At 72.8% G+C, this 18,821-nt stretch carries 18 protein-coding genes; 10 read left to right on the forward strand and 8 right to left on the reverse strand.

Annotation, left to right across the window (positions count from 1 at the left end):
• Positions 1-42 precede the first annotated feature (42 nt).
• Positions 43-801: a class I SAM-dependent methyltransferase gene (locus ACZ5K7_RS20695; RefSeq protein ID WP_468915115.1), complete on the forward strand. Its 759-nt coding sequence runs from the start codon at positions 43-45 to the stop codon at positions 799-801.
• Here ACZ5K7_RS20695 and ACZ5K7_RS20700 read toward each other — a convergent pair.
• Together ACZ5K7_RS20700 and ACZ5K7_RS20705 are read right to left on the reverse strand one after the other, a co-directional pair.
• The gene (locus tag ACZ5K7_RS20700; RefSeq protein ID WP_351702693.1) at positions 771-1,514 is read right to left on the reverse strand and encodes a GntR family transcriptional regulator; all 744 of its coding nucleotides are present in this window, start codon (positions 1,512-1,514) and stop codon (positions 771-773) included. The genes ACZ5K7_RS20695 and ACZ5K7_RS20700 overlap by 31 nt on opposite strands.
• 120 nt (positions 1,515-1,634) lie before the next feature.
• On the reverse strand, positions 1,635-2,801 hold the full coding sequence (locus tag ACZ5K7_RS20705) for a serine hydrolase domain-containing protein (protein ID WP_450972558.1): 1,167 nt from the start codon (positions 2,799-2,801) through the stop codon (positions 1,635-1,637).
• Between the two features lie 234 nt (positions 2,802-3,035).
• Here ACZ5K7_RS20705 and ACZ5K7_RS20710 point away from each other — a divergent pair, with 234 nt between their 5' ends.
• On the forward strand, positions 3,036-3,371 hold the full coding sequence (locus tag ACZ5K7_RS20710) for a hypothetical protein (RefSeq protein ID WP_351703083.1): 336 nt from the start codon (positions 3,036-3,038) through the stop codon (positions 3,369-3,371).
• Between the two features lie 711 nt (positions 3,372-4,082).
• Here ACZ5K7_RS20710 and ACZ5K7_RS20715 read toward each other — a convergent pair.
• Both ACZ5K7_RS20715 and ACZ5K7_RS20720 read right to left on the reverse strand, forming a co-directional pair.
• Positions 4,083-5,051 carry an acetylxylan esterase gene (locus tag ACZ5K7_RS20715; protein WP_468915118.1) on the reverse strand — a complete coding sequence of 323 codons (969 nt, stop codon included), beginning with the start codon at positions 5,049-5,051 and terminating at the stop codon, positions 4,083-4,085.
• 265 nt (positions 5,052-5,316) lie between these two features.
• Positions 5,317-5,904, reverse strand: coding sequence for an Rv1733c family protein (locus ACZ5K7_RS20720; RefSeq protein ID WP_468915119.1), 588 nt, complete (start codon positions 5,902-5,904; stop codon positions 5,317-5,319).
• Between the two features lie 404 nt (positions 5,905-6,308).
• Between ACZ5K7_RS20720 and ACZ5K7_RS20725 the strand changes: the two genes are divergently transcribed.
• Positions 6,309-7,232: an NADP-dependent oxidoreductase gene (locus ACZ5K7_RS20725; RefSeq protein WP_468915121.1), complete on the forward strand. Its 924-nt coding sequence runs from the start codon at positions 6,309-6,311 to the stop codon at positions 7,230-7,232.
• Complete coding sequence (locus ACZ5K7_RS20730) at positions 7,229-7,978, forward strand: GNAT family N-acetyltransferase (protein ID WP_351702678.1); 750 nt, start codon at positions 7,229-7,231, stop codon at positions 7,976-7,978. The genes ACZ5K7_RS20725 and ACZ5K7_RS20730 overlap by 4 nt, the downstream gene beginning before the upstream one ends.
• Here the strand turns inward: ACZ5K7_RS20730 and ACZ5K7_RS20735 are convergent.
• Complete coding sequence (locus tag ACZ5K7_RS20735; protein WP_351702675.1) at positions 7,939-8,382, reverse strand: MarR family winged helix-turn-helix transcriptional regulator; 444 nt, start codon at positions 8,380-8,382, stop codon at positions 7,939-7,941. The two genes, ACZ5K7_RS20730 and ACZ5K7_RS20735, sit on opposite strands and share 40 nt — an antisense overlap.
• A gap of 141 nt (positions 8,383-8,523) precedes the next feature.
• Here ACZ5K7_RS20735 and ACZ5K7_RS20740 point away from each other — a divergent pair, with 141 nt between their 5' ends.
• Together ACZ5K7_RS20740 and ACZ5K7_RS20745 are read left to right on the forward strand one after the other, a co-directional pair.
• Positions 8,524-9,585: an ABC-2 transporter permease gene (locus ACZ5K7_RS20740; protein WP_468915123.1), complete on the forward strand. Its 1,062-nt coding sequence runs from the start codon at positions 8,524-8,526 to the stop codon at positions 9,583-9,585.
• Positions 9,586-9,618: 33 nt separating this feature from the next.
• On the forward strand, positions 9,619-10,404 hold the full coding sequence (locus ACZ5K7_RS20745) for a putative protein N(5)-glutamine methyltransferase (protein ID WP_351702669.1): 786 nt from the start codon (positions 9,619-9,621) through the stop codon (positions 10,402-10,404).
• A gap of 68 nt (positions 10,405-10,472) precedes the next feature.
• On the opposite strand, the gene ACZ5K7_RS20750 is transcribed toward ACZ5K7_RS20745, so the two are convergent.
• Positions 10,473-12,551, reverse strand: a complete 2,079-nt coding sequence (locus ACZ5K7_RS20750) for a SpoIIE family protein phosphatase (RefSeq protein WP_351702666.1) — start codon at positions 12,549-12,551, stop codon at positions 10,473-10,475.
• Between the two features lie 273 nt (positions 12,552-12,824).
• Here ACZ5K7_RS20750 and ACZ5K7_RS20755 point away from each other — a divergent pair, with 273 nt between their 5' ends.
• The 4 genes from ACZ5K7_RS20755 to ACZ5K7_RS20770 all read left to right on the forward strand — a co-directional run bounded on the left by ACZ5K7_RS20755 (position 12,825) and on the right by ACZ5K7_RS20770 (position 16,873).
• Entirely contained in the window at positions 12,825-13,694 is an 870-nt protein-coding gene (locus ACZ5K7_RS20755; protein WP_468915125.1) for a hypothetical protein, read from the forward strand.
• 124 nt (positions 13,695-13,818) lie between these two features.
• Positions 13,819-14,187, forward strand: a complete 369-nt coding sequence (locus ACZ5K7_RS20760) for a hypothetical protein (protein WP_468915127.1) — start codon at positions 13,819-13,821, stop codon at positions 14,185-14,187.
• Positions 14,188-14,292: 105 nt separating this feature from the next.
• The gene (locus tag ACZ5K7_RS20765) at positions 14,293-16,308 is read left to right on the forward strand and encodes an NADPH-dependent 2,4-dienoyl-CoA reductase (RefSeq protein ID WP_351702657.1); all 2,016 of its coding nucleotides are present in this window, start codon (positions 14,293-14,295) and stop codon (positions 16,306-16,308) included.
• Between the two features lie 22 nt (positions 16,309-16,330).
• Entirely contained in the window at positions 16,331-16,873 is a 543-nt protein-coding gene (locus tag ACZ5K7_RS20770) for a PadR family transcriptional regulator (RefSeq protein WP_351702654.1), read from the forward strand.
• A gap of 6 nt (positions 16,874-16,879) precedes the next feature.
• Here ACZ5K7_RS20770 and ACZ5K7_RS20775 read toward each other — a convergent pair whose 3' ends face one another.
• Positions 16,880-17,428, reverse strand: a complete 549-nt coding sequence (locus ACZ5K7_RS20775) for a hypothetical protein (protein WP_351702651.1) — start codon at positions 17,426-17,428, stop codon at positions 16,880-16,882.
• A 167-nt stretch (positions 17,429-17,595) separates the two neighbouring features.
• Positions 17,596-18,558, reverse strand: coding sequence for a fibronectin type III domain-containing protein (locus ACZ5K7_RS20780; protein ID WP_468915130.1), 963 nt, complete (start codon positions 18,556-18,558; stop codon positions 17,596-17,598).
• Positions 18,559-18,821: the final 263 nt, after the last annotated feature.

The raw sequence follows: 18,821 nt of genomic DNA on the forward strand, positions 1-18,821 counted from the left end.
GAGGGTCCGCGCCTGCGCCGGTCGCTCCCGTAAGCTGGCCGGATGTTCAGCCCCGATGGCCCGAGCCTCCGCGAACTCACCGTCCAGGCCCTGTCCTCGGTCGAGCGCGGCTACGACCTGCTGGCCCCCAAGTTCGACCACACCCCCTTCCGGACCCCGGACCCGGTCCTGGAGGCGGTCGCCAAGGCGCTCACCCCGCTCGGTCCGTTCACGGACGGCCTCGACCTGTGCTGCGGCACCGGCGCCGGTCTGGACGTGCTGACCCGGGCGTGCCGGAGCAGCGTCACCGGCGTCGACTTCAGCGCAGGCATGCTCGACGTCGCCCGGCGCCTGCCCGCGCCCGACGGGCCGGCCGTCCACTGGGTACGCGCCGACGCCCGGGCCCTGCCGTTCGGGCCCGCCTTCGACCTGGTGGTCAGCTTCGGGGCGTTCGGGCACTTCCTGCCCCGGGAACTGCCCGGTCTCTTCGGCCAGGTGCACTCGGTACTGCGGCCGGACGGCACCTTCGCCTTCCCGGTGCTGGCCCCGTCCCGCCCCACCGGCCTCGGATTCTGGGCGCTGCTCGGCTTCGACGCCGTGATGCGGGTGCGCAACGCGGTGTGGCGGCCGCCGTTCGTCATGTACTACCGGGCCTTCCGACTCGGGTCCGTGCTGGGGGAGTTGGAGCGGGCGGGGTTCTCGGTGGAGCTGCGCGGGCTGCCCGAGTTCGGCCGGCGTGACGACGGCAGCCCGCGCGCCCGGCTCGTCGTGGCCAGGAAGGCCGGTGCGGGTCAGCCCGCGGCCGGGACCGTGAACTCGTAGACCAGCGTGTCCTGCTGGGCGTCCACCACGAGGTCGGTGATCTCCAGCGGGCGGGCGTACTGGTCGTGCACCCGGCGGGTCACCAGGACCGAGGCCGCGTTCGCGATCTGGCTGATCGAGTCCCGGTGGTGCAGGGTGAGGCCGGCCTTGCGCATCCAGTCGTAGGCCCGGCGCAGTTGGGCGGCGGCCGTGCCGTCGGCCCGGTCCCGGTAGCGGCCCAGTTCCTCGACCTCGGTCAGGGCGACGGCCGAGAAGGAGGTCACGGCGGTGCGCAGGGCGCGGCCGTCGGGGAAGGCGGATTCGTAGCGGTGGACCAGGGTCGGCCGGTGCGGGGCGAGGCCCAGGGCCGCCGCGTGCTCCGGCGGTGGTTCCTCCCAGGTCACGGTGGCCCGGTCGACCGCGCCGTGCTCCGTGGTCCCTGCTCCCACCGGGAACGCCAGGGAGACCGGGCTCTCCACCGGCCGGCCGCGCAGCGTGGCGTGACTGCCCCGCCGGTCGGTGGCGACCAGACCGCTGTGGCGCAGCACCTCCAGCGCCTGCCGGACAGTCTCCCGGCTGACGCCGAAGTGCTGTGCCAACTGCCGTTCCCCGGGCAGCCGTTCGCCCGGCGGGATGGTGCCGTCGCGCAGCTCGCCGAGGAGCTGTGCCGCGATCCGCCCGTACAGGGGCTGCTCTTCGCTCTCGGAGTGGTCGTGCGGGGTGGTGCGGGCCATGCCGCGCCTCCTGTTGGTGACAAGACGTAGCCGTGCGGGCTCATTGCGCGACCAGATCTAGCATTGGTCTAAACCAACAGGGAAGGGCGGCTCACAGGTTCGGCCGAAACCGAACCGGCCTCACAGGCTCGCGTAGAGGGCGTTCACCAGGGCCGTCTTCCGTGGATCATCCGCGATCCGCGGCCCCATACGGTTCATCACGTACCCGAGCGAGATCCCCGCCTCCGGGTCGGCCAGCCCGCACGAACCGCCGAACCCGTCGTGCCCGAAGGCCCGCGGGTTCGGTCCGTAGGAGCCGTTCGCCCCGCTCAGCCACAGGCCCAGCGCCACCTCGGTCTCGTGCTCGAAACCCGCCCCGAGCACCAGGTCACGGCAGCTGCCCTGGCCCTCGCGCACCCGCTCGGCCGCCTCCGGCGACAGCAGGCGCAGGCCGCCGTACTCGCCCCGGCCCGCGAACACGCCGTACAGCGCGGCGACCGCCCGGGCCGTGCCGTGGCCGTTGGCCGCCGGGATCTCGGCCGCCCGCCACTCCGGCGTGTTCGCCGCGCTCGCGCCCACCCCCGGGTTGGCCAGGGCCGCCACCGCCGCCGGCGCCAACTGGCTGAAGATCGCAGCCTGTTCACTGTCCGACAGGACCCGTGGATGGTCCAGCACCGCCGCCCGCCCGGCCTCCTTCTCCGGCAGCCCGACGGTGAAGTCGATGCCCAGCGGCCCGGTCACCTCCCGCTCCAGGAACGCCCCCGGCAGCAGCCCCGACACCCGCCGCACCACCTCGCCGACCAGGAAACCGTAGGTCAGCGCGTGATACCCCGACCGAGTGCCCGGCTCCCACCAGGGCTCCGTCGCCGCCAGCCGGGCGGTCGTCAGCTCCCAGTCGTACAACTGCTGGAGCGAGTGCGGCTCCCGCAGGCCGGACAGGCCGGCGCGGTGCGAGAGCAGATGCCGGACGAGGACCCGTTCCTTGCCCGCCGCCGCGAACTCGGGCCAGTAGTCGGCCACCGGGGCGTCGAGGTCGAGCAGGCCCCGGTCCGCCAGGATGTGTGCGCACAGGGCGACCGGCCCCTTGGTCGTCGACCAGACGTTCACCAGGGTGTCCCGCTCCCACGGCCGGCCGCGCCCCGGGTCCGCCCAGCCGCCCCACAGATCCACGACCGTCTCGCCGCCGACCGTCACCGCCACGGCGGCGCCCAGCTCCTCCCGGTCCCGGAAGTTCTCCTCGAAAGCCTCCCGCACCGCCGCGAAACGCGGCTCGCAGTGACCGTGGACCGGTGGCTCGTGCTCGGACATGCGCCCTCCGTCGTACGCCGGAAAACCCGGACCGCGACGCTGCGGCCCAGGCACCCTGAACGTACCGACTGGTCGGACTGGAGGGAAGGTCAGCGGAGGAAGAGACCCCCCGATGCCCTTCAGCCGGAGGTGAGTCCGATGCCGCGCATATAACGCGTTGTGGGTGCAGGGGGGCCGCCATAGGGTCACCGCATGTCTTTGCGTCTTCGTATGCGTCAAGCACTGCCGGAAGCGATGCGTGCCCGTGACAAGGCCGCGGTGAGCGCCCTGCGCGCAACGCTTGCCGCGCTGGACAACGCTGAGGCGGTGCCCGTGGACGAATCTGCCCTCCGTGGCGTGGCCCTTGAGCAGTCGCCGGTCGGTGCCGGCGCCACCGAAGCGGCGCGGCGTGAGCTGAGCGAGCGCCGTGTGGTGGATGTCGTGCGCGCCGAGGCCGCTGAGCGTCTGGAGGTTGCGGCGCAGTTGACCGCGCCCGCGCACGCTGACCGAGCCGCGCGGCTTCGCGCGGAGGCCGCCGTGCTGCTTCGCTTCCTCGACGAACCGTCTGCCCCGGCACCCGGCACGCGCTGACACCGCCGTGCCCGCCCGGGCCGGCCGGCGGCTCCCCACAGACTCATGCGCATGGTCCGCTTGGCCCGTGGTGAAGCGAGTCCCGGGATGTGGCGGCGCGAGAAGGCCAGCGTCGTACGCCGGGCCGCCGGCGCGGACGGGGCACCCTGCGTCATCACGGCCGGGCTTCAGGTGCCCCCGTCCCCACGGAGTGGGCGTCACATGGCGCAACCTGCCCGTCGCGCGGATCCGGACCACGCTCGGCGGGCAGCACCAGGTGCTGCTCCTCGTCTCGCTACCTCGGTCGACACCCTGCTCCCCGTGCCCGACGCGTCACGGATGCAGAGGTGGCAGCTTTCGACGCTTCCCGCGGTGGCGGCGCTTCCTGAGCGACTCGCCGGCTGTCGCCACCAGCACGGCCCCGCCGACGGCGCAGACGGCGGACGAGAGGGCGAGGACCAGATCGAGTGGCTGCCGGGCTCCGAAGAGAAACCCCGCCCCATGGAGCAGCTGGCTCAGGCCGATCCCGACACTGCCCCACCCCGCACGGGTGTCCGCCCGCCTGCCCCGCTGCCGCCGGACGAACCACGCACCCACTACCAGGAAAACCAGTCCGCCGGTGCCAAGGAACACCGCTGCGATGACCATCCCCCACCTCCAGAGCAGGCCTCTCCGCGCACGAGCCACCCGGCGGCCTCGCGCGTGTCCCTCTCCGGCGCCTCCTCCGGCTGCTCAGGCGTAGGCGCGCAGCCACCGCAGCTTCGCCGCCTCGTGGTACGGACCGCCGCCCTCGTGGTCGTTGAAGTCGTACACCTCGATCGCCTTGTCCTCGTGCGCCCAGGAGTTGAAGGCCGAGAACACCGTGGACGGCGGGCAGGTCTGGTCCTCCAGAGCCGCCGAGAACAGCGCCGGGGCCCGGCCGCGCGCCGCGAAGTGCACGCCGTCGAAGTAGGACAGAGTCCGCTGGACGTCCGCCGAGCGGCCGCGGTGCGTCTTGAGGAACAGGGCGATCTCGCGGTACGGGTGACGGTCCGTCAGGGTGACGGCGCGCGGGAAGTCGCACAGGAACGGCACGTCCGGCGCCACCGCGACCAGGTCCGGGACCAGACCGCCCACCGCGATGGTGATCCCGCCGCCCTGGCTGGAGCCGAGCGCCACCGTCCGCGCCGCGTCGGTGAGCGGGTGCGAGCGAGCCGCCTCGATCGCCCGGACCGCGTCCGTGTACACCCGGCGGTAGTAGTAGTTCTCGGGCGCGTCGATGCCCCGTGTCATGAATCCGGGGAAGGCGGGCGCACCGCCCACCGGGTCGGCGGTGCCACCGCCGCCGCCCCACGCGCTGCCCTGGCCGCGGGTGTCCATCACGAAGTGCGCCCGCCCGGTCGACGCCCACAGGAGGTTCTCGTGCGCCAGTCCGCGCCCGCCGCCGTAGCCGATGAACTCAACGATCAGCGGCAGTGGTCCGGTGGCCCCGGCCGGCAGCCGCAGCCAGCCCTTGACCGGGTGGCCGCCGAACCCGGCGAACGTCACGTCGTACACGTCGACCGTGGACAGCCCGGTGTCGACCGGCTCGAAGCGGGCGTCGAGATCGTGCTCGCGGGCTTCCTGGAGCGTCTTGGACCAGAAGGCGTCGAAGTCCTCGGGCGCCACCGACGCGCTGCGGTGTTCGCGGAGTTCGTCGAGGGGAAGGTCGAACAGGGCCATCAACAACCGCCTTGGGCGAAGGGATCGTGCGGATGATCACACCGTACGTCGGTCATCGGACGAATCGCCAGGCCTCTGCACCGTCCAGCGTCTACCGCGGCCCCCTGCCCTCGGCCGTCGATCCGCTGGTCAGGGAGGCCGGACTGCTACTCGCAGGCGGCGGCCGGGAGATCCAGGGCGGCCGGCTCGCCGTCACAGTAGGTCGGGTCACTGCGGACGTCGGTCGGCGGGGCAGGGGAAGTGCGTGGCGGGGCTCTCCGAGGCCTCAGGTGCGGCCGCGGGTCCAGTCCGGGCCGGTGCGGGCCCACTCCTGCTCCCACTCGGCGAGCCGGTGCCGCAGCGCGACCCGGCGGACGATCCCGTGGCCGAGCAGCACCACGGCCGCGGCGCCGCCCGCCCCGCACAGGCCCACGGTGACCGTGTGCTGCCAGACGGCGACCTCGTCGGGCGGCGGGGCGACACCGTGCCCCCGGTGGTCGAACCAGACGTCCACCGTGTCACCGGCCCGGGTCCCGGCCGGCACCCGGGCCAGGGCGGTCTTCGTGCCCTTGCCCGGCTCGGTCCAGCGGACGTCGGTCTGATAGGCGTGCTCCCGGTCACCGCCCTCCACCGACGGGAGCTGCTCCGGCGTGTTCCCGACGACCACCGCCCGGACCATGTGCCGCTCGGCCCGCTCCACCGTCGCCACCGACCGCGCCTGCGCGTGGGCCCACAGCCCGGCCACCGCCCCCACCAGGGGTGCCCCCACGCACAACAGGACCGCGACGGTCAGCGCGATCCATGCCTCCACCAGGTCGGACCTGCGCCGCAGCGGGTTGTGCCGCCAGCGCCAGCCACGCACTCGGGTACGCATGTCGACCTCCTCGCCGCCACGGGAGCCGTAGGGCCGGACAGCCGGTCCGCAGCTCCCAGCGTGCCCCCCTTGCACGCCGGCGTCCACATCGGTCTGTTTACCCCGTACGGGGTACCTGGCCCACCTGCCGGCGCCACGAAGGCGACACCGGCTGAAGCACGGGTTCCGCCGCGCGCCGCACCCCCGGCCCCGGCGCCCCGAGGCATCCGGCCCGCACGCCCCCGCCGGGCCGGCCGGCAGGCCTGCCGCGACGCGATCAGCCCGATGCGGCCCAGGTCAGGGCCCCGATCATTGCGGCCGTATGAACGATCCGAGGGCGCGGGAATAGCGGCCGGGCGATCGTCCTTGCCGCAGAGTGCCGGTAGCGGGACACCGGTGACAGCATCAGAGAGCGAGGGAGAACGATGCCCAAGGCGTACGTCTACACCAGGCACGGCGGGCCGGAGACCGAGGCCTTCGCCGATGTGGACCGGCCCGTTCCCGGCCCCGGTGAGCTGCTGGTCGCGGTGCGGGCGGCGGGGGTCAACCCCGTCGACTGGAAGCTGCGCAACGGCTTCCGCCGCCCGGGCGAGGGCGAGGCGCGCTTCCCGGTCGTCCTCGGCAGCGAGGCCGCCGGAGTGGTCGAGGAGATCGGCGAGGGCGTCACCGGATTCGCGGTCGGCGACGAGGTCTTCGGCAACACGCCCGCCGGCGCGTTCGCCGAGTACGCCCTGCTGACGGCGTCCGTGACGGCACACAAGCCCGCCGCGCTGTCCTTCACCGACGCCGCCACCCTGCCGGTCGCCGCGGCCACCGCCTACGACGGGGTGCGCCAGCTGGACCTGCCGGAGGGCGCGACCCTGCTGGTCACCGGTGCGGGCGGCGGAGTCGGCGCGGCGGCCCTGCAGATCGCCCGCGCCTGGGGGCTGCGGGTCGTGGGCGTGGCGAGCGAGGCCAAGAAGGACTTCGTGGAGTCGCTCGGCGCCGTGCACGTGCCCTCTGGCCCCGGCCTCGCCGAGCGGGTGCGGGCCGCCGCGCCCCAGCTCGTGGACGGCGTCTACGACCTGGTCGGCGGCGAGGTGCTCGCCGAGGCGGCCGGCCTGCTCGCCGACCGCGCCAAGCTCATCACCGCGGGCGCCGCCCCGGACACCGTGGCCGCGCTGGGCGGCAGCCGGGTCGAACGCGCCCGTACCGCCGCCGTCCTCGACGAGGTGGCCGAGCTCGTCGTGGGCGGTGAACTCGACCCGTACGTCTCGCGGACCTTCCCGCTCGCCGAGGCCGGCCAGGCGCTGCGCACCGTCGAGGACGGGCATGCGCGCGGCAAGATCGTGATCGAGGTCGCCGCATGAGCGTCCCGAACCCCGGCGCGGGCGCCCCGCACGTCCTGGACAACCCCGCCCTCGCCTCGCTCACCGGCCCGCACGCCCTCTTCGCCGAACGGCGCGGAAGGGTGCTGCGCTACCCGGTGGACGTCTCCCCGTGGCTGGCCCTGCCCGACGATCCCGGACCGGAGGACTGGGCCGACCTCGCCGCCCTGGCCGGACCGGGTGCGGAGGTCGGGCTGGCCGGCTTCCGGGGTGAGCTCCCCGACGGCTGGGAGCTCACCATGAACATCGCGGGCGTGCAGCTGGTGGACGAGGGCATGGACGCCGTCCCGGAGCCGCAGGCGGTCCGACTCGGTCCCGCCGACGTGCCCGAGATGCTCGACCTGGTCGAGCGCACCAGGCCCGGTCCGTTCCTGCCCCGCACCGTCGAGCTCGGCACCTACCTGGGCATCCGCCGTGACGGCAGGCTGATCGCGATGGCGGGGGAGCGGCTGCACCCGCCGGGCTGGACGGAGATCAGCGCGGTCTGCACCGACGCGGCGTACCGCGGCGAGGGCCTGGCGACCCGGCTGATCCGCGCGGTCGCGTACGGCATCCGGGCCCGCGGCGAGACCCCGTTCCTGCACACCGGCGCCGAGAACACCACCGCGATCCGGCTGTACGAGTCCCTCGGCTTCCGGCTGCGCCGCCGTACCGCCTTCCTCGCGGCCCGGGTGCCGCAGACGTTCGGTCAGTCCTCGCCGGTGCCCGTGGACGTCCCGGCGTTGTAGCGCTCCAGGTATCCGGCGAACCTGACCAGGTCCTCCTCGGGCCAGGCCGCCAGCCGCTCCCGGAACGCGGCCCGGCGACTGCGGGTGACCTGGGCCAGGATCTCCTGCCCGGCGTCCGTGAGATGCAGCACCTGGACCCGGTGGTCCTCCGGGTCCAGGCGCCGCTCCACCAGCCCCGCCCGCTCCAGCGCCCCCACCTGCCGGCTGACCGTCGACTTGTCCAGCGCGTAGTGCGCGGCCAGGTCGGTCGCCCGGCAGCCGCCGCGCTCCTCCAGATGCCCGAGGAGCGTGTACGACACCAGTGACAGCTCCGGGTGCATCCGCCCGGCGGACGCCCGGGCGCGGCGCGCGAAGGCCGTCATCTCGCGCTGGATGGTCTCGACGGCCACCTCGGCCGCCGTCATGGGAGGACCTTCGACGGCGGCATGTGCACCAGCTGCACCTTCATGGGAATTCCTCCTCCGACGTTCTAGTTGTATAGTACAACTTGAGTGTGAGTTGTATAAGCCAACCAGTTTGGCCGGAAGGTATGGAGGTCGTACGCGATGAGGTCACCGGCACTGCGCCACGTGCTCACGCACCTGATCACCCCGCTGCTGATGTGCCTGGGTATGGGGCTGGCATACATGGGTGCGTTCGTCCACCCGGAGCCGAACCACCTGCCCGTCGCCGTGGTCGGCGCCGGACCGGAGGCGAAGGTGTTCGCGCAGACCGTCAAGGACACCGCGGGTGACCGGCTGGACGTCCGTACCGTCCCGACCCGTACCGCGGCCGTCCACCTGCTGACGTCCCGTACCGTGACCGGCGCCTATGTGCCGAGCGCCAAGGCGCCGGAACTGCTGGTCGCGAGCGCCGCCTCCGACATGGGCGCCACCGCCGTCGAGAAGGTCTTCATCCCCGTCGCCGCCGAGGAGGGCGTCCCGCTCAAGGTCACCGACGTGGCCCGCCCGGTCGCCGACGACCCCACAGGGCAGGGCCTGTTCTTCCTGCTCATCGCGGTGAGCATCGGCTCCTACGCCTCGGTCGCCGCGCTCGGCGCGGCCGGCGGCACGCTCCCCATGCGGATACGCGCCCTGCTCGCGCTCGGCGTCTCCGCCGTGGTCGGCGGCATCGGCGCGCTGCTCGCCGGACCGGTGTTCCGCCTCGCCCACCACGACCTGGCCGGCGTCTGGGGCATGGCCTGGCTCTACTCGGCGGGCATCCTGCTCATCGGTGTCGGTCTGCACACCTTCCTGAAGCGGTGGACCACCCTGGCCATGATGGTGCTGTTCGTGATGCTCAACTTCACCAGCTCCGGCGGGTTGTTCCGCCCCGAGCTGCAGAACGGCTTCTTCGGCACCCTGCACGCCTTCTGGAACGGCGCCGGCTTCGTCGAGGGCATCCGCAGCCTGCTCTACTTCGGCGACGACGGCCTGGGCCGCACCGTGTGGACCCTGGTCGTCTGGCTCCTGGTCGGCCTCGCGGTCACCGCGGTCGCGGCGGCGTACGAGCGGGCCAAGTCCCCGGCCGCACGCATGGCCGTACCGGACTCGCCCGCGGGGCTCACAGCGGAGGCCGAGGCCGAGGCCGAGGCTGAGACGGAAGCGGAGGAAACGGTAGGCGTGTGACCGGCGGACCGGCGGCCGGATAGGCTCTCCGCGATGTTCTCCCTCTCCGACACCACCGCCGTCGTCTCCGCGCTGCGCGCCGCGGGCTGCGTCTTCGCCGAGGACGAGGCGGAGCTGATCCTCGCCACCGCCGGCACCTCGGACGAACTGGCCACGATGGTGGACCGGCGCGCCGCCGGACAGCCCCTCGAACACGTCCTCGGCTGGGCCGGCTTCCACGGGCTGCGGGTACTGGTGGAACCGGGCGTGTTCGTGCCCCGCCGCCGTACCGAGTTCCTGGTCGACCAGGCCCTGGCACAGGCCCCGGAAGCCTCCGTCGTCGTGGACCTGTGCTGCGGCTCCGGCGCGGTGGGCGCGGCCCTCGCCGCCGCCCTCGGGGACGCCGAACTGCACGCCGCCGACATCGAACCGGCCGCGGTCGACTGCGCGCGGCACAACATCGCCCCCTACGGCGGACACGCACACCTCGGCGACCTGTTCGACGCGCTGCCCGCCGCCCTGCGCGGCCGGGTCGGCATCCTCGCGGCCAACGTGCCCTACGTCCCCAGCGGTGAGGTGGGCCTGCTGCCCGCCGAGGCCCGCGACCACGAACCGCTGGTCGCCCTCGACGGTGGCGGCGACGGCCTCGACGTGCTGCGCAGGGTCGCCGCCGGGGCGCCCGAGTGGCTCGCGCCCGGCGGCTGCGTCCTCGTCGAGACCAGCGAACGCCAGGCCGAAGCGGCCGTCGAGGCGTTCGCCGCCGTCGGCCTGACCGCCCGGCTCGCGGTCTCGGACGAGCTGTACGCCAACGTCGTGATCGGCGTACGGGACCAGGACTAGACCGTCGCCCCGCTGTCCGATTCGACGAACCCGCGGGCGGGCGGCCCCGCAGCCGTCGATCGTCGCGGCTACGGCAGTTCCAGCGCCCGCGCGATGAGCAGCGCCACGTCGTCGTGGTTGTCGGGGTGGTGCAGCTCCCGCAGCAGCAGGTCGCAGACCTCCTCCAGCGGGCGGGCGGGGTCGTCCAGGAGGGCCAGCAGGGCGTCCAGCCGCTCGTCCAGCGAGTCGCTGCGGGTCTCCACCAGACCGTCGGTGTAGAACACCAGCTCGTCGCCGGGCTCGAAGTCCACGGTCGTCGTGGCGAAGGGGATGCCGCCGACGCCCAGCGGGACCCCGGTGGGCAGGTCGAGCAGTTCCGGCGGCCGGCCGGGGCGGACCCGGACCGGGGGCAGATGGCCGGCGTTGGCGATCCGGCACTGCCGCAGCCGCGGGTCGTGCACGGCGTACACGCAGGTCGCGATGGAGTGGTCGAGGCCGGAGGTGGTCTTGTCCAGGTGTTCCAGCAGGACGGCCGGGTCGAGGCCGAGGGAGGCCAGCGTGTTGGTCGCGGTGCGCAACCGGCCCATCGTCGCGGCCGCGTTGATGCCGCTGCCCATCACGTCGCCCACCACCAGGGCCGTTCTGCCGCCGTCCAGCGGGATGACGTCGAACCAGTCGCCGCCCACCTCGACGGTGGCGCCGGCCGGCTGGTAGCGGGAAGCGACCTCCAGGCCGTTGGTGACCCGGGGGTGGGTGGGGAGCAGGCTGCGCTGGAGGGTGAGCGCGGTGATGCGGGCGTTCTGGTACCAGCGGGCGTTGTCGATCTGCACGGCCGCGCGGGCGGCCAGTTCCCGGGCCAGCAGCAGATCGTCGTCGTCGAAGCGCGCCGGATTGCGCGTCCGCTTGAGCTCCAGGGCGCCCAGTACCTCGCCGCGGGCGATCAGCGGTACGGCCAGGTACGAGTGCAGTCCGGCCCGGGCCAGCAGCTCGGCGGCCTCGGGGGAGCGGGCGATCCGCGGCAGGTCCTCGTCCTTGACCTGCGGCACCAGGACCGCCTCACCGGTCCGTACGCACAAGGTGACCAGCCGGTCCGGGGCGTACCGGGCGACCGTGCCCGGTGCGTCGGCCGCCTGCACCGCGTCCGCGTCCAGCTCCGCGCGCACGGCGAGAGCGCGGAGCATGGCCGGCTCGGCCGGTCCGAGCGTGCTGCGCCGGCCCTCGACCACCATGTCCAGCAGGTCCACGACCGCCACGTTTGCCAGCTCCGGCACGGCGACGTCGGCCAGCTCGGCGGCGGTGCGCTCCAGGTCCAGGGTGGTACCGATCCGGGTCGAGGCGTCGGCGATCACGGCCAGGCGCCGGCGCGCGTTCTCGGCCTCGACACCGGCCCGGTAGGGCTCGGTGATGTCCACCACCGAGGTGGCCACGCCCAGGACGTTGTCGAGCGCGTCCTCCAGCCGGTAGACCGACAGCGACCAGATGTGCTCCTCGCCCGGGTCGGCCGGCGTACTGCCCACCGTGGACCGGTCGATCACCGGCTCGCCGGTCCGCAGCACCTGCAGGTACGCCTCCTCCAGGGCGTCGGCATCCAGATGCGGCAGCACCTCGCGGAGCGTCCGCCCCACGTGCTCCTCGGCCGGGACCCCGTTGAGCCGCTCCAGCGCCGGGTTGACCGAGACGAACCGCAGCTTCGTGTCGAGGACGGCCAGCCCGATCGGCGACTGCTTCACGATCCGCTCGGACAGCGCCACGTCCTGCTCCAGCCGGCGCACGGTCGACTGGTCGGCGGCGAGACCCAGCGCGAACACGTCGCCGTGGGCGTCCATGAGCCGCATGTTGCGGAACTCCACCACATGGGTGGAGCCGTCCTTGTGTCGGATCGGGAAGCCGCCCGCCCAGCTCTGCCCGGTGCTCATCACGTCCGCGAACAGCTTGCCGACCAGACCGATGTGGCGTTCGTCCACCATCAGCCGGGCCGCGTACTGCCCGAGCGCCTCACCGGCCGAGTAGCCGAACAGCTCCTCGGCCTGGGGGCTCCACAGGACGATGCGCCCCTTGGCGTCCAGCACGACGGAGGCCATGCCCAGGACGTCGAGCAGCCCGCCCGGACGCACGGGTCCGCGCACCGGCTCCTCGCCCTCGGCCACTGACGCCTCGGCTGGACTCATCCCACGCACCGCCTTCGAACCTCCGCACGGCACGCCGTCCCCCGTGCCGACTCCCCTTGTTCTATCGCGCTCACACCCGACTCTCCGACGCCGCCGCCGACTTTTCCACCATCTCTCAACACGGCGGCTTCCGTGCGGCGAAACGACCACCGGTGCGGCAGGGGCGTGAGTTCACCTTCCCGTTCCGTCATTGGTCTGTACATGCCTGTCAGGCGCACGCCAGACTGACCGCCGCACGCGCGTCCCACCCCCCGAACCGAGGAGTAGGCCTCCATGCCCGCGTCCACCCGGCAACGTTGTCGCGCAGGCCTGACCGCCCTGGTCGCCCTCGCCGCGGCCTTCGCCCTCTCGACCGGCCCGGCGTCCGCCGCCGACACCTGGACCGAGACCGGCTCCGACCGCGCCGACCCGCTCACCGAGAGCCAGGGTCTGACCTCGGTCGAGGTCCCGGCCAACAGCGCCAACCGCTACACCGGCGTCGGCACCATCCCGATCGGCGTCTCCAGCCGCGGCTGGAACCACGTCGGCGACCCCGACGAGTCGTACGACGGCTACTACGTCGAGCCCTACCAGGCGGACTCCGGCACCGCCAAGATGTACCGGGTGCAGGCCCCCGGCGGCGCCTGGTCCGAGTACGTGCACACGCTCGCCTCCGGAGAGGCCCTCAACAACTCCTGGGACGCCATCTCGCCCGACGGCCAGTACATGCTCTCCGGCGAGTACGGCACGATGACCCGCTTCCTGGTCTTCCCGACGCCGGGCGTCAACAAGAGCACCTCGCCTTCCGCGAACCTCCCGCTGGCCTCCGTCGTCAACCTGGACCACGCGGTGCGTGACGTCCAGGGCTGCGACTTCTCCAGTGCGACCATGCTGCTGTGCTCCTCGGACGACCCGGACGGCAGCCTCTTCGGCTACACCAAGCCGCTCCTGCAGATCGACCTGTCCGCCCAGCCCGGGTCGAGCAACGTCACCGGTCATGTCACCGCGCTGCGCCAGCTCCCGCTGCGCAGTTCCTGCTCGGGCACCTTCGAGGCCGAGGGCATCGACTACGACCGGCGCACCGGCACCCTGCGCGTCATCGTGATGTCGCCCGGGTTCTGCATCCTCACGGACAGCAAGACGTACAAGTTCACGCGGGGCTGAGTTCCCGGCCCGGGCGGTGCACCGGGTAATGCACCAGCCGGGAATCGGTGCTTTTCTGTTGGCATGGCGCGGTTCGCGGGGGAACCCGTGAGTCCGCGCCATCGCCATGAGAGGAGCGATCACCATGGGTCCTGAGCGACTGCACGAGGAACCCGTCTCGCTTGAGATCAGCGGATGCAGCAAGGAAGACGCCCGGATCGTGTTCGACGCGCTGTGCCAGTGCTTCGATTCCGACCGGGAGGCCGAGGACGTGCCCCAGCAGCTCCACGAGTCCCGCCCGATGGTGTGGCTCGGCACGTTCGAGGTCACCGACGCCCACGAGTGCACCCCACCGCCCCGGCTGGCGGCCTCGGTCGAGGCCGACGCGCAGGGCGGCTACTGGGCGATCAGCCGGCTTCACACGACCCTCGACTCCCTGTTCACGGTGCGCAACCTGTCCTCCGCCTCCGGCGACCAGGAGAGGGAGCTGCACGTCCTGCTCGAAAGCCGGTGACCGGTGATCTGAGACACGTCACCCCGGAGCCTTTGTGCAACTAGTTGCATAATCCGTGCGCGGTCCTCTAGAACTGATGCGAAGACACCGCGCACGGAGGTCCCGATGAGCCGTTATCCGCATCTGCTGAAACCCCTCGACCTGGGCTTCACGACCCTGCCCAACCGCGTGCTCATGGGCTCCATGCACGTGGGTCTGGAGGAGGCCGAGCGCGGCTTCGAGCGGATGGCGGAGTTCTACGCGGCCCGGGCCCGCGGCGGAGTGGGCCTCATCGTCACCGGCGGTATCGCGCCCAACGAGGAGGGCCGGCCGAACGAGGGCGGCGCCAAGCTCACCACCGGCGAGGAGGCCGAGCGGCACCGGGTCGTCACCGAGGCGGTGCACCGCGAGGGCGGCCGGATCGCGATGCAGATCCTGCACTTCGGCCGGTACGCCTACCACCGGGACCTCGTCGCCCCCAGCCCGCTGCAGGCCCCGATCAGCCCCTTCCCGCCCCGTGAACTCACCGACGCCGACATCGAGCGGACCATCGACGACTACGCCCGGGCCGCCCGTCTCGCCCGGCAGGCCGGCTACGACGGCGTCGAGATCATGGGCTCCGAGGGCTACCTCGTCAACGAGTTCGTGGCCGCCGGGACCAACCACCGCACCGACCGCTGGGGCGGGTCGTACGAGAACCGGATGCGGTTCCCCGTCGAGATCGTCCGGCGGGTGCGCGAGGCCGTCGGCGCGGACTTCATCATCGTCTACCGGCTGTCCATGCTGGACCTGGTGCCCGGCGGCTCCTCCCTCGACGAGGTGATCATCCTCGCCAAGGCCGTCGAGGCCGCCGGGGCGACCATCATCAACACCGGCATCGGCTGGCACGAGGCCCGGATCCCCACCATCGCCACCTCGGTGCCGCGCGGCGCCTACACCTGGGTCACCAAGCGGCTGATGGGCGAGGTCTCCGTCCCGCTGGTCACCACCAACCGCATCAACACCCCGGAACTCGCCGAGGAGTTGCTCGCCCAGGGCGGCGCGGACATGGTCTCCGTGGCCCGTCCGATGCTCGCCGACCCCGACTTCGTCGCCAAGGCCGCGGCCGGCACGCCCGAGGCCATCAACACCTGCATCGGCTGCAACCAGGCCTGCCTCGACCACGCCTTCAGCGGCAAGATCACCTCCTGCCTGGTCAACCCGCGCGCCTGCCACGAGACCGAACTGGTCCTGGCCCCGACCCGGCTGCGCAAGCGCGTCGCGGTCGTCGGAGCGGGACCGGCCGGCCTCGCCTGCGCGGTCTCCGCCGCCGAACGCGGCCACCAGGTCACCCTGTTCGACGCGGCGGCCGAGATCGGCGGCCAGCTGAACGTCGCCCGCAAGGTACCAGGCAAGCAGGAGTTCGACGAGACCCTGCGCTACTTCCGCCACCAGCTCGACGCCCACGGCGTGGACGTACGCCTGAACACGATGGTCGAGCCCGAGGACGTCACCGGCTACGACGAGGTGGTGGTCGCCACCGGCGTCACCCCGCGTACCCCCGACATCCCCGGCGTCGACCACCCCCGTGTCCTCGGCTACCTCGACGTGCTGCGCGACGGCGCCCCCGTCGGCGACCGGGTCGCGATCCTCGGCGCCGGTGGCATCGGCTTCGACGTCGCCGAGTACCTCACCGAAGGCGGCGACAAGGCGAGCGAGGACCCCGCGACGTACTTCAGGCACTGGGGCGTCGACATGGACTACCGGGCACCCGGCGGCCTCGCCGCCCCCGAACGCCCCGCGCCCCCGCGCACCGTCCACCTGCTCCAGCGCCGGACCGGCAAGGTCGGCGCCGGCCTCGGGAAGACCACTGGCTGGATCCACCGCGCCGAACTCAAGCACCGGGGCGTCACCATGGTCCCGGGCGTGCGGTACGACCTGATCGACGACGCCGGACTGCACGTCACCGTCGACGGCGAGAGCACCGTCCTGGAGGTCGACACCGTCGTGCTGTGCACCGGGCAGGAACCGCGCCGGGACCTGTACGAGGAGCTGGTCGCCGCCGGCCGCAGCGCGCACCTCATCGGCGGCGCCGACGTCGCCGCCGAGCTGGACGCCAAGCGGGCCATCAAGCAGGGCACCGAGCTGGCGGCCGCCCTGTAGGGGCCGTCCCTAGGATGAGCCCATGTCACTCCCGCACGCCATCCTCACCGCCCTGCTGGAGAAGCCGTCGTCGGGGCTGGAGCTGACCCGCAGGTTCGACAGGTCGATCGGCTACTTCTGGTCGGCCACCCACCAGCAGATCTACCGCGAGCTGGGAAAACTGGAGGCCGAGGGCTACATCCGCACCCTGCCGGCCGAACAGCCGGCCCGCGGGCAGAGGAAGAGCTACGAGGTCCTGCCCGCGGGCCGCGCCGAACTCGCCCGCTGGACCGCCGCCTCCCAGGACCCCAAGCCGCAGCGGGACGTGCTGCTGCTGCGGCTGCGCGCGGCGGCGGTCGTCGGCACCGAAGGACTCGAAGCCGACCTGCGCCGCCATCTCGAGCTGCACCAAAGGCAGTTGGCCGAGTACGAGGAGATCCAGCGGCGGGACTTCCCGCCGGGCAAGGACGCCCCAGAGGACCGGCTGCGGCACCTGGTGCTGCGGGCCGGCATCGACCTGGAGTCCTTCTGGACACAGTGGCTCGGCCAGGCCCTGCGGGAGTTCGGCGAACTCCCGGAGACCTGAGCGGGGTCAGAGCCGGTACGGCTTCGAGCGCTTGCGCAGGTACCAGCCGGTGGCGATGACGCCCGAGCCGACCAGCGCCGCGCCGACGCCCAGGGTGAGCGGACCGTAGTCGCGGGCGGCACCGCCCAGGCCGCCCATCACACCCCGGGACGGCGCGGCCGACCTGGTGGTGGAGGAGGTCGTCGGCGGCGCCGCGGCGGTCCCGGACACGATCACCGACTGCGTGCCCGCCGTACCGCCGTTGGAGCAGACGACGACCACCGTGTAGGTGCCCGGCGACACGCCCGACCAGGCGGCGGACTGGCTCACCGTCGTGCCCGCCAGGGCCGCCTGCCGCCCTTGGGCGAAAGCCGTCTGACCGCTGTTGAGCAGCGAGGCGTTGCCCCAGTTGCCGCCGCTCTGCGTGCAGGCGCTGGTGACCACCGACACCGTGGTGCCGGTGGTGCTCACCGAGATGCCCGAGAGCGCTGCGGACGGCCCGGCGAGCCAGGCCGGGAGCGCGGCGGCGGCCGCCAGGGTCAGGCCGGAGCGGAGGAGGAGTCGTGAGTTTCGCATGTGGCTGCCCTCCGGCGGCACGGTAGGCGGAACGTCCCTTGCGCCGCCGAGGATCGGAGACTCCCGTGCTGCCTCAGGGCCAGCCAAAGCGGCCCCGGCCCGCGCCGCACCCGGGGGCGGCCGTCCAGGTGATCTATTCCACCGACCGGCCCAGGCCGGGATGCGGATCAGGCGCCCGTCGTCACGGACCGCTGCACCGACCAGCCGCCCCAGGTCCCGTCCGGCAGCCGCGCCCGCAACCGCACATGGTGCACGACCCCATGGTCCCGCCCCACATAGAAGCTGTAGGTCGAGTGGCCTTTGGGCGGGGTGCCGCCCCAGACCAGTGAGGTCGTCGTACCGCTGTCGAGCCGGATCTGGTACTCCGTGATCACCCCGTCCAGGTCCGGCGGATCCCAGGCCAGATCGAGGTAGTACGCCCCGCTCTCCTCGTGGCTCTTCGCCGTGAACCCGGTCGGCGCGGTGTTCCGGCCGTCGTCGCTGCCCGGTGTGGCCAGACGCACCGCCGCGCCGGCCGGCGAGAGGTTGTCGGCCGCGTCCCGGGCCCGGACGGTGAACACATAGCGCGTTCCAGGCCTCAGCCCCGTGACCACGGTCGCGGTCTGGCTCCCGCCCACACTGTGGATCTTCGCACCGCCCTGGTAGATGTCGTACGACACCACTGCCCGGTCGTCCTTCGCGGCGCCCCAGGACAGCTGCACCGCACGGCTGCCCACGGCCCGGCCGCTCGGATTCACCGGACGGGTCGGCGCCGAGCGGTCCGCCGCGACCACCGCCGGCGTCGTCGCCCGCACCGCACGGCTGCGCGGGCCGAGGCTGCCGTCGTCGCCCCGCGCCCGGACGGTGAAGGCATACATGGTGGACGGCCTGAGCCTGGTGACGTCCACCATGTGCTGCGACCCCGGCACTTCGACGACCTTCGTGGTGCCGCGATATACCTCGTAGCCGCGGACGCCCGTGCCGGCCGGCAACGCGTTCCACATCACATGCACGCTCGTCGCGCTTCCGGCCGCCGCGGTGACCCCCGTGGGGGCGCCGGGCAGCCGGCCGCTGTCGCCGTCGGCGGCCCCGCCCCAGCCGCAGGAGGTCATGAACAGCAGGGCGCAGACCAGGACGACAACTCGGCGCACGGTTCCGCCTCCCCGGGGACGGCAGCACGGCAAAGGTCCGGACCAATATGACCTGCCTGGGATGCGGACATCAAGAGGGCCGTATTGGAGACAGCGGGGGAGAGTTACGTATGCTGAGGGCTCTACGGCCGAACTTCCCGAGAGGGAAGGGGAGTTCGCGCCCGTGGCGCGGAACGCTGTCGTCGCTGATCCCGCGCCGACGCGGGCGGCCGGGGCGACTGGGCTGACACCGGCTCAGCGCCTCGGCCCCTGACGGAATCTCA

The organism is Streptomyces sp. NPDC031497 (genome assembly GCF_055580905.1).

Excerpts from the sequence above, each read along its gene's own strand:
- ACZ5K7_RS20695 (WP_468915115.1), top strand. The coding sequence starts at position 43 with ATGTTCAGCCCCGATGGCCCGAGCCTCCGCGAACTCACCGTCCAGGCC.
- ACZ5K7_RS20700 (WP_351702693.1), bottom strand. The coding sequence starts at position 1,514 with ATGGCCCGCACCACCCCGCACGACCACTCCGAGAGCGAAGAGCAGCCC.
- ACZ5K7_RS20705 (WP_450972558.1), bottom strand. The coding sequence starts at position 2,801 with ATGTCCGAGCACGAGCCACCGGTCCACGGTCACTGCGAGCCGCGTTTC.
- ACZ5K7_RS20710 (WP_351703083.1), top strand. The coding sequence starts at position 3,036 with ATGCGTGCCCGTGACAAGGCCGCGGTGAGCGCCCTGCGCGCAACGCTT.
- ACZ5K7_RS20715 (WP_468915118.1), bottom strand. The coding sequence starts at position 5,051 with ATGGCCCTGTTCGACCTTCCCCTCGACGAACTCCGCGAACACCGCAGC.
- ACZ5K7_RS20720 (WP_468915119.1), bottom strand. The coding sequence starts at position 5,904 with ATGCGTACCCGAGTGCGTGGCTGGCGCTGGCGGCACAACCCGCTGCGG.
- ACZ5K7_RS20725 (WP_468915121.1), top strand. The coding sequence starts at position 6,309 with ATGCCCAAGGCGTACGTCTACACCAGGCACGGCGGGCCGGAGACCGAG.
- ACZ5K7_RS20730 (WP_351702678.1), top strand. The coding sequence starts at position 7,229 with ATGAGCGTCCCGAACCCCGGCGCGGGCGCCCCGCACGTCCTGGACAAC.
- ACZ5K7_RS20735 (WP_351702675.1), bottom strand. The coding sequence starts at position 8,382 with ATGACGGCGGCCGAGGTGGCCGTCGAGACCATCCAGCGCGAGATGACG.
- ACZ5K7_RS20740 (WP_468915123.1), top strand. The coding sequence starts at position 8,524 with ATGAGGTCACCGGCACTGCGCCACGTGCTCACGCACCTGATCACCCCG.
- ACZ5K7_RS20745 (WP_351702669.1), top strand. The coding sequence starts at position 9,619 with ATGTTCTCCCTCTCCGACACCACCGCCGTCGTCTCCGCGCTGCGCGCC.
- ACZ5K7_RS20750 (WP_351702666.1), bottom strand. The coding sequence starts at position 12,551 with ATGAGTCCAGCCGAGGCGTCAGTGGCCGAGGGCGAGGAGCCGGTGCGC.
- ACZ5K7_RS20755 (WP_468915125.1), top strand. The coding sequence starts at position 12,825 with ATGCCCGCGTCCACCCGGCAACGTTGTCGCGCAGGCCTGACCGCCCTG.
- ACZ5K7_RS20760 (WP_468915127.1), top strand. The coding sequence starts at position 13,819 with ATGGGTCCTGAGCGACTGCACGAGGAACCCGTCTCGCTTGAGATCAGC.
- ACZ5K7_RS20765 (WP_351702657.1), top strand. The coding sequence starts at position 14,293 with ATGAGCCGTTATCCGCATCTGCTGAAACCCCTCGACCTGGGCTTCACG.
- ACZ5K7_RS20770 (WP_351702654.1), top strand. The coding sequence starts at position 16,331 with ATGTCACTCCCGCACGCCATCCTCACCGCCCTGCTGGAGAAGCCGTCG.
- ACZ5K7_RS20775 (WP_351702651.1), bottom strand. The coding sequence starts at position 17,428 with ATGCGAAACTCACGACTCCTCCTCCGCTCCGGCCTGACCCTGGCGGCC.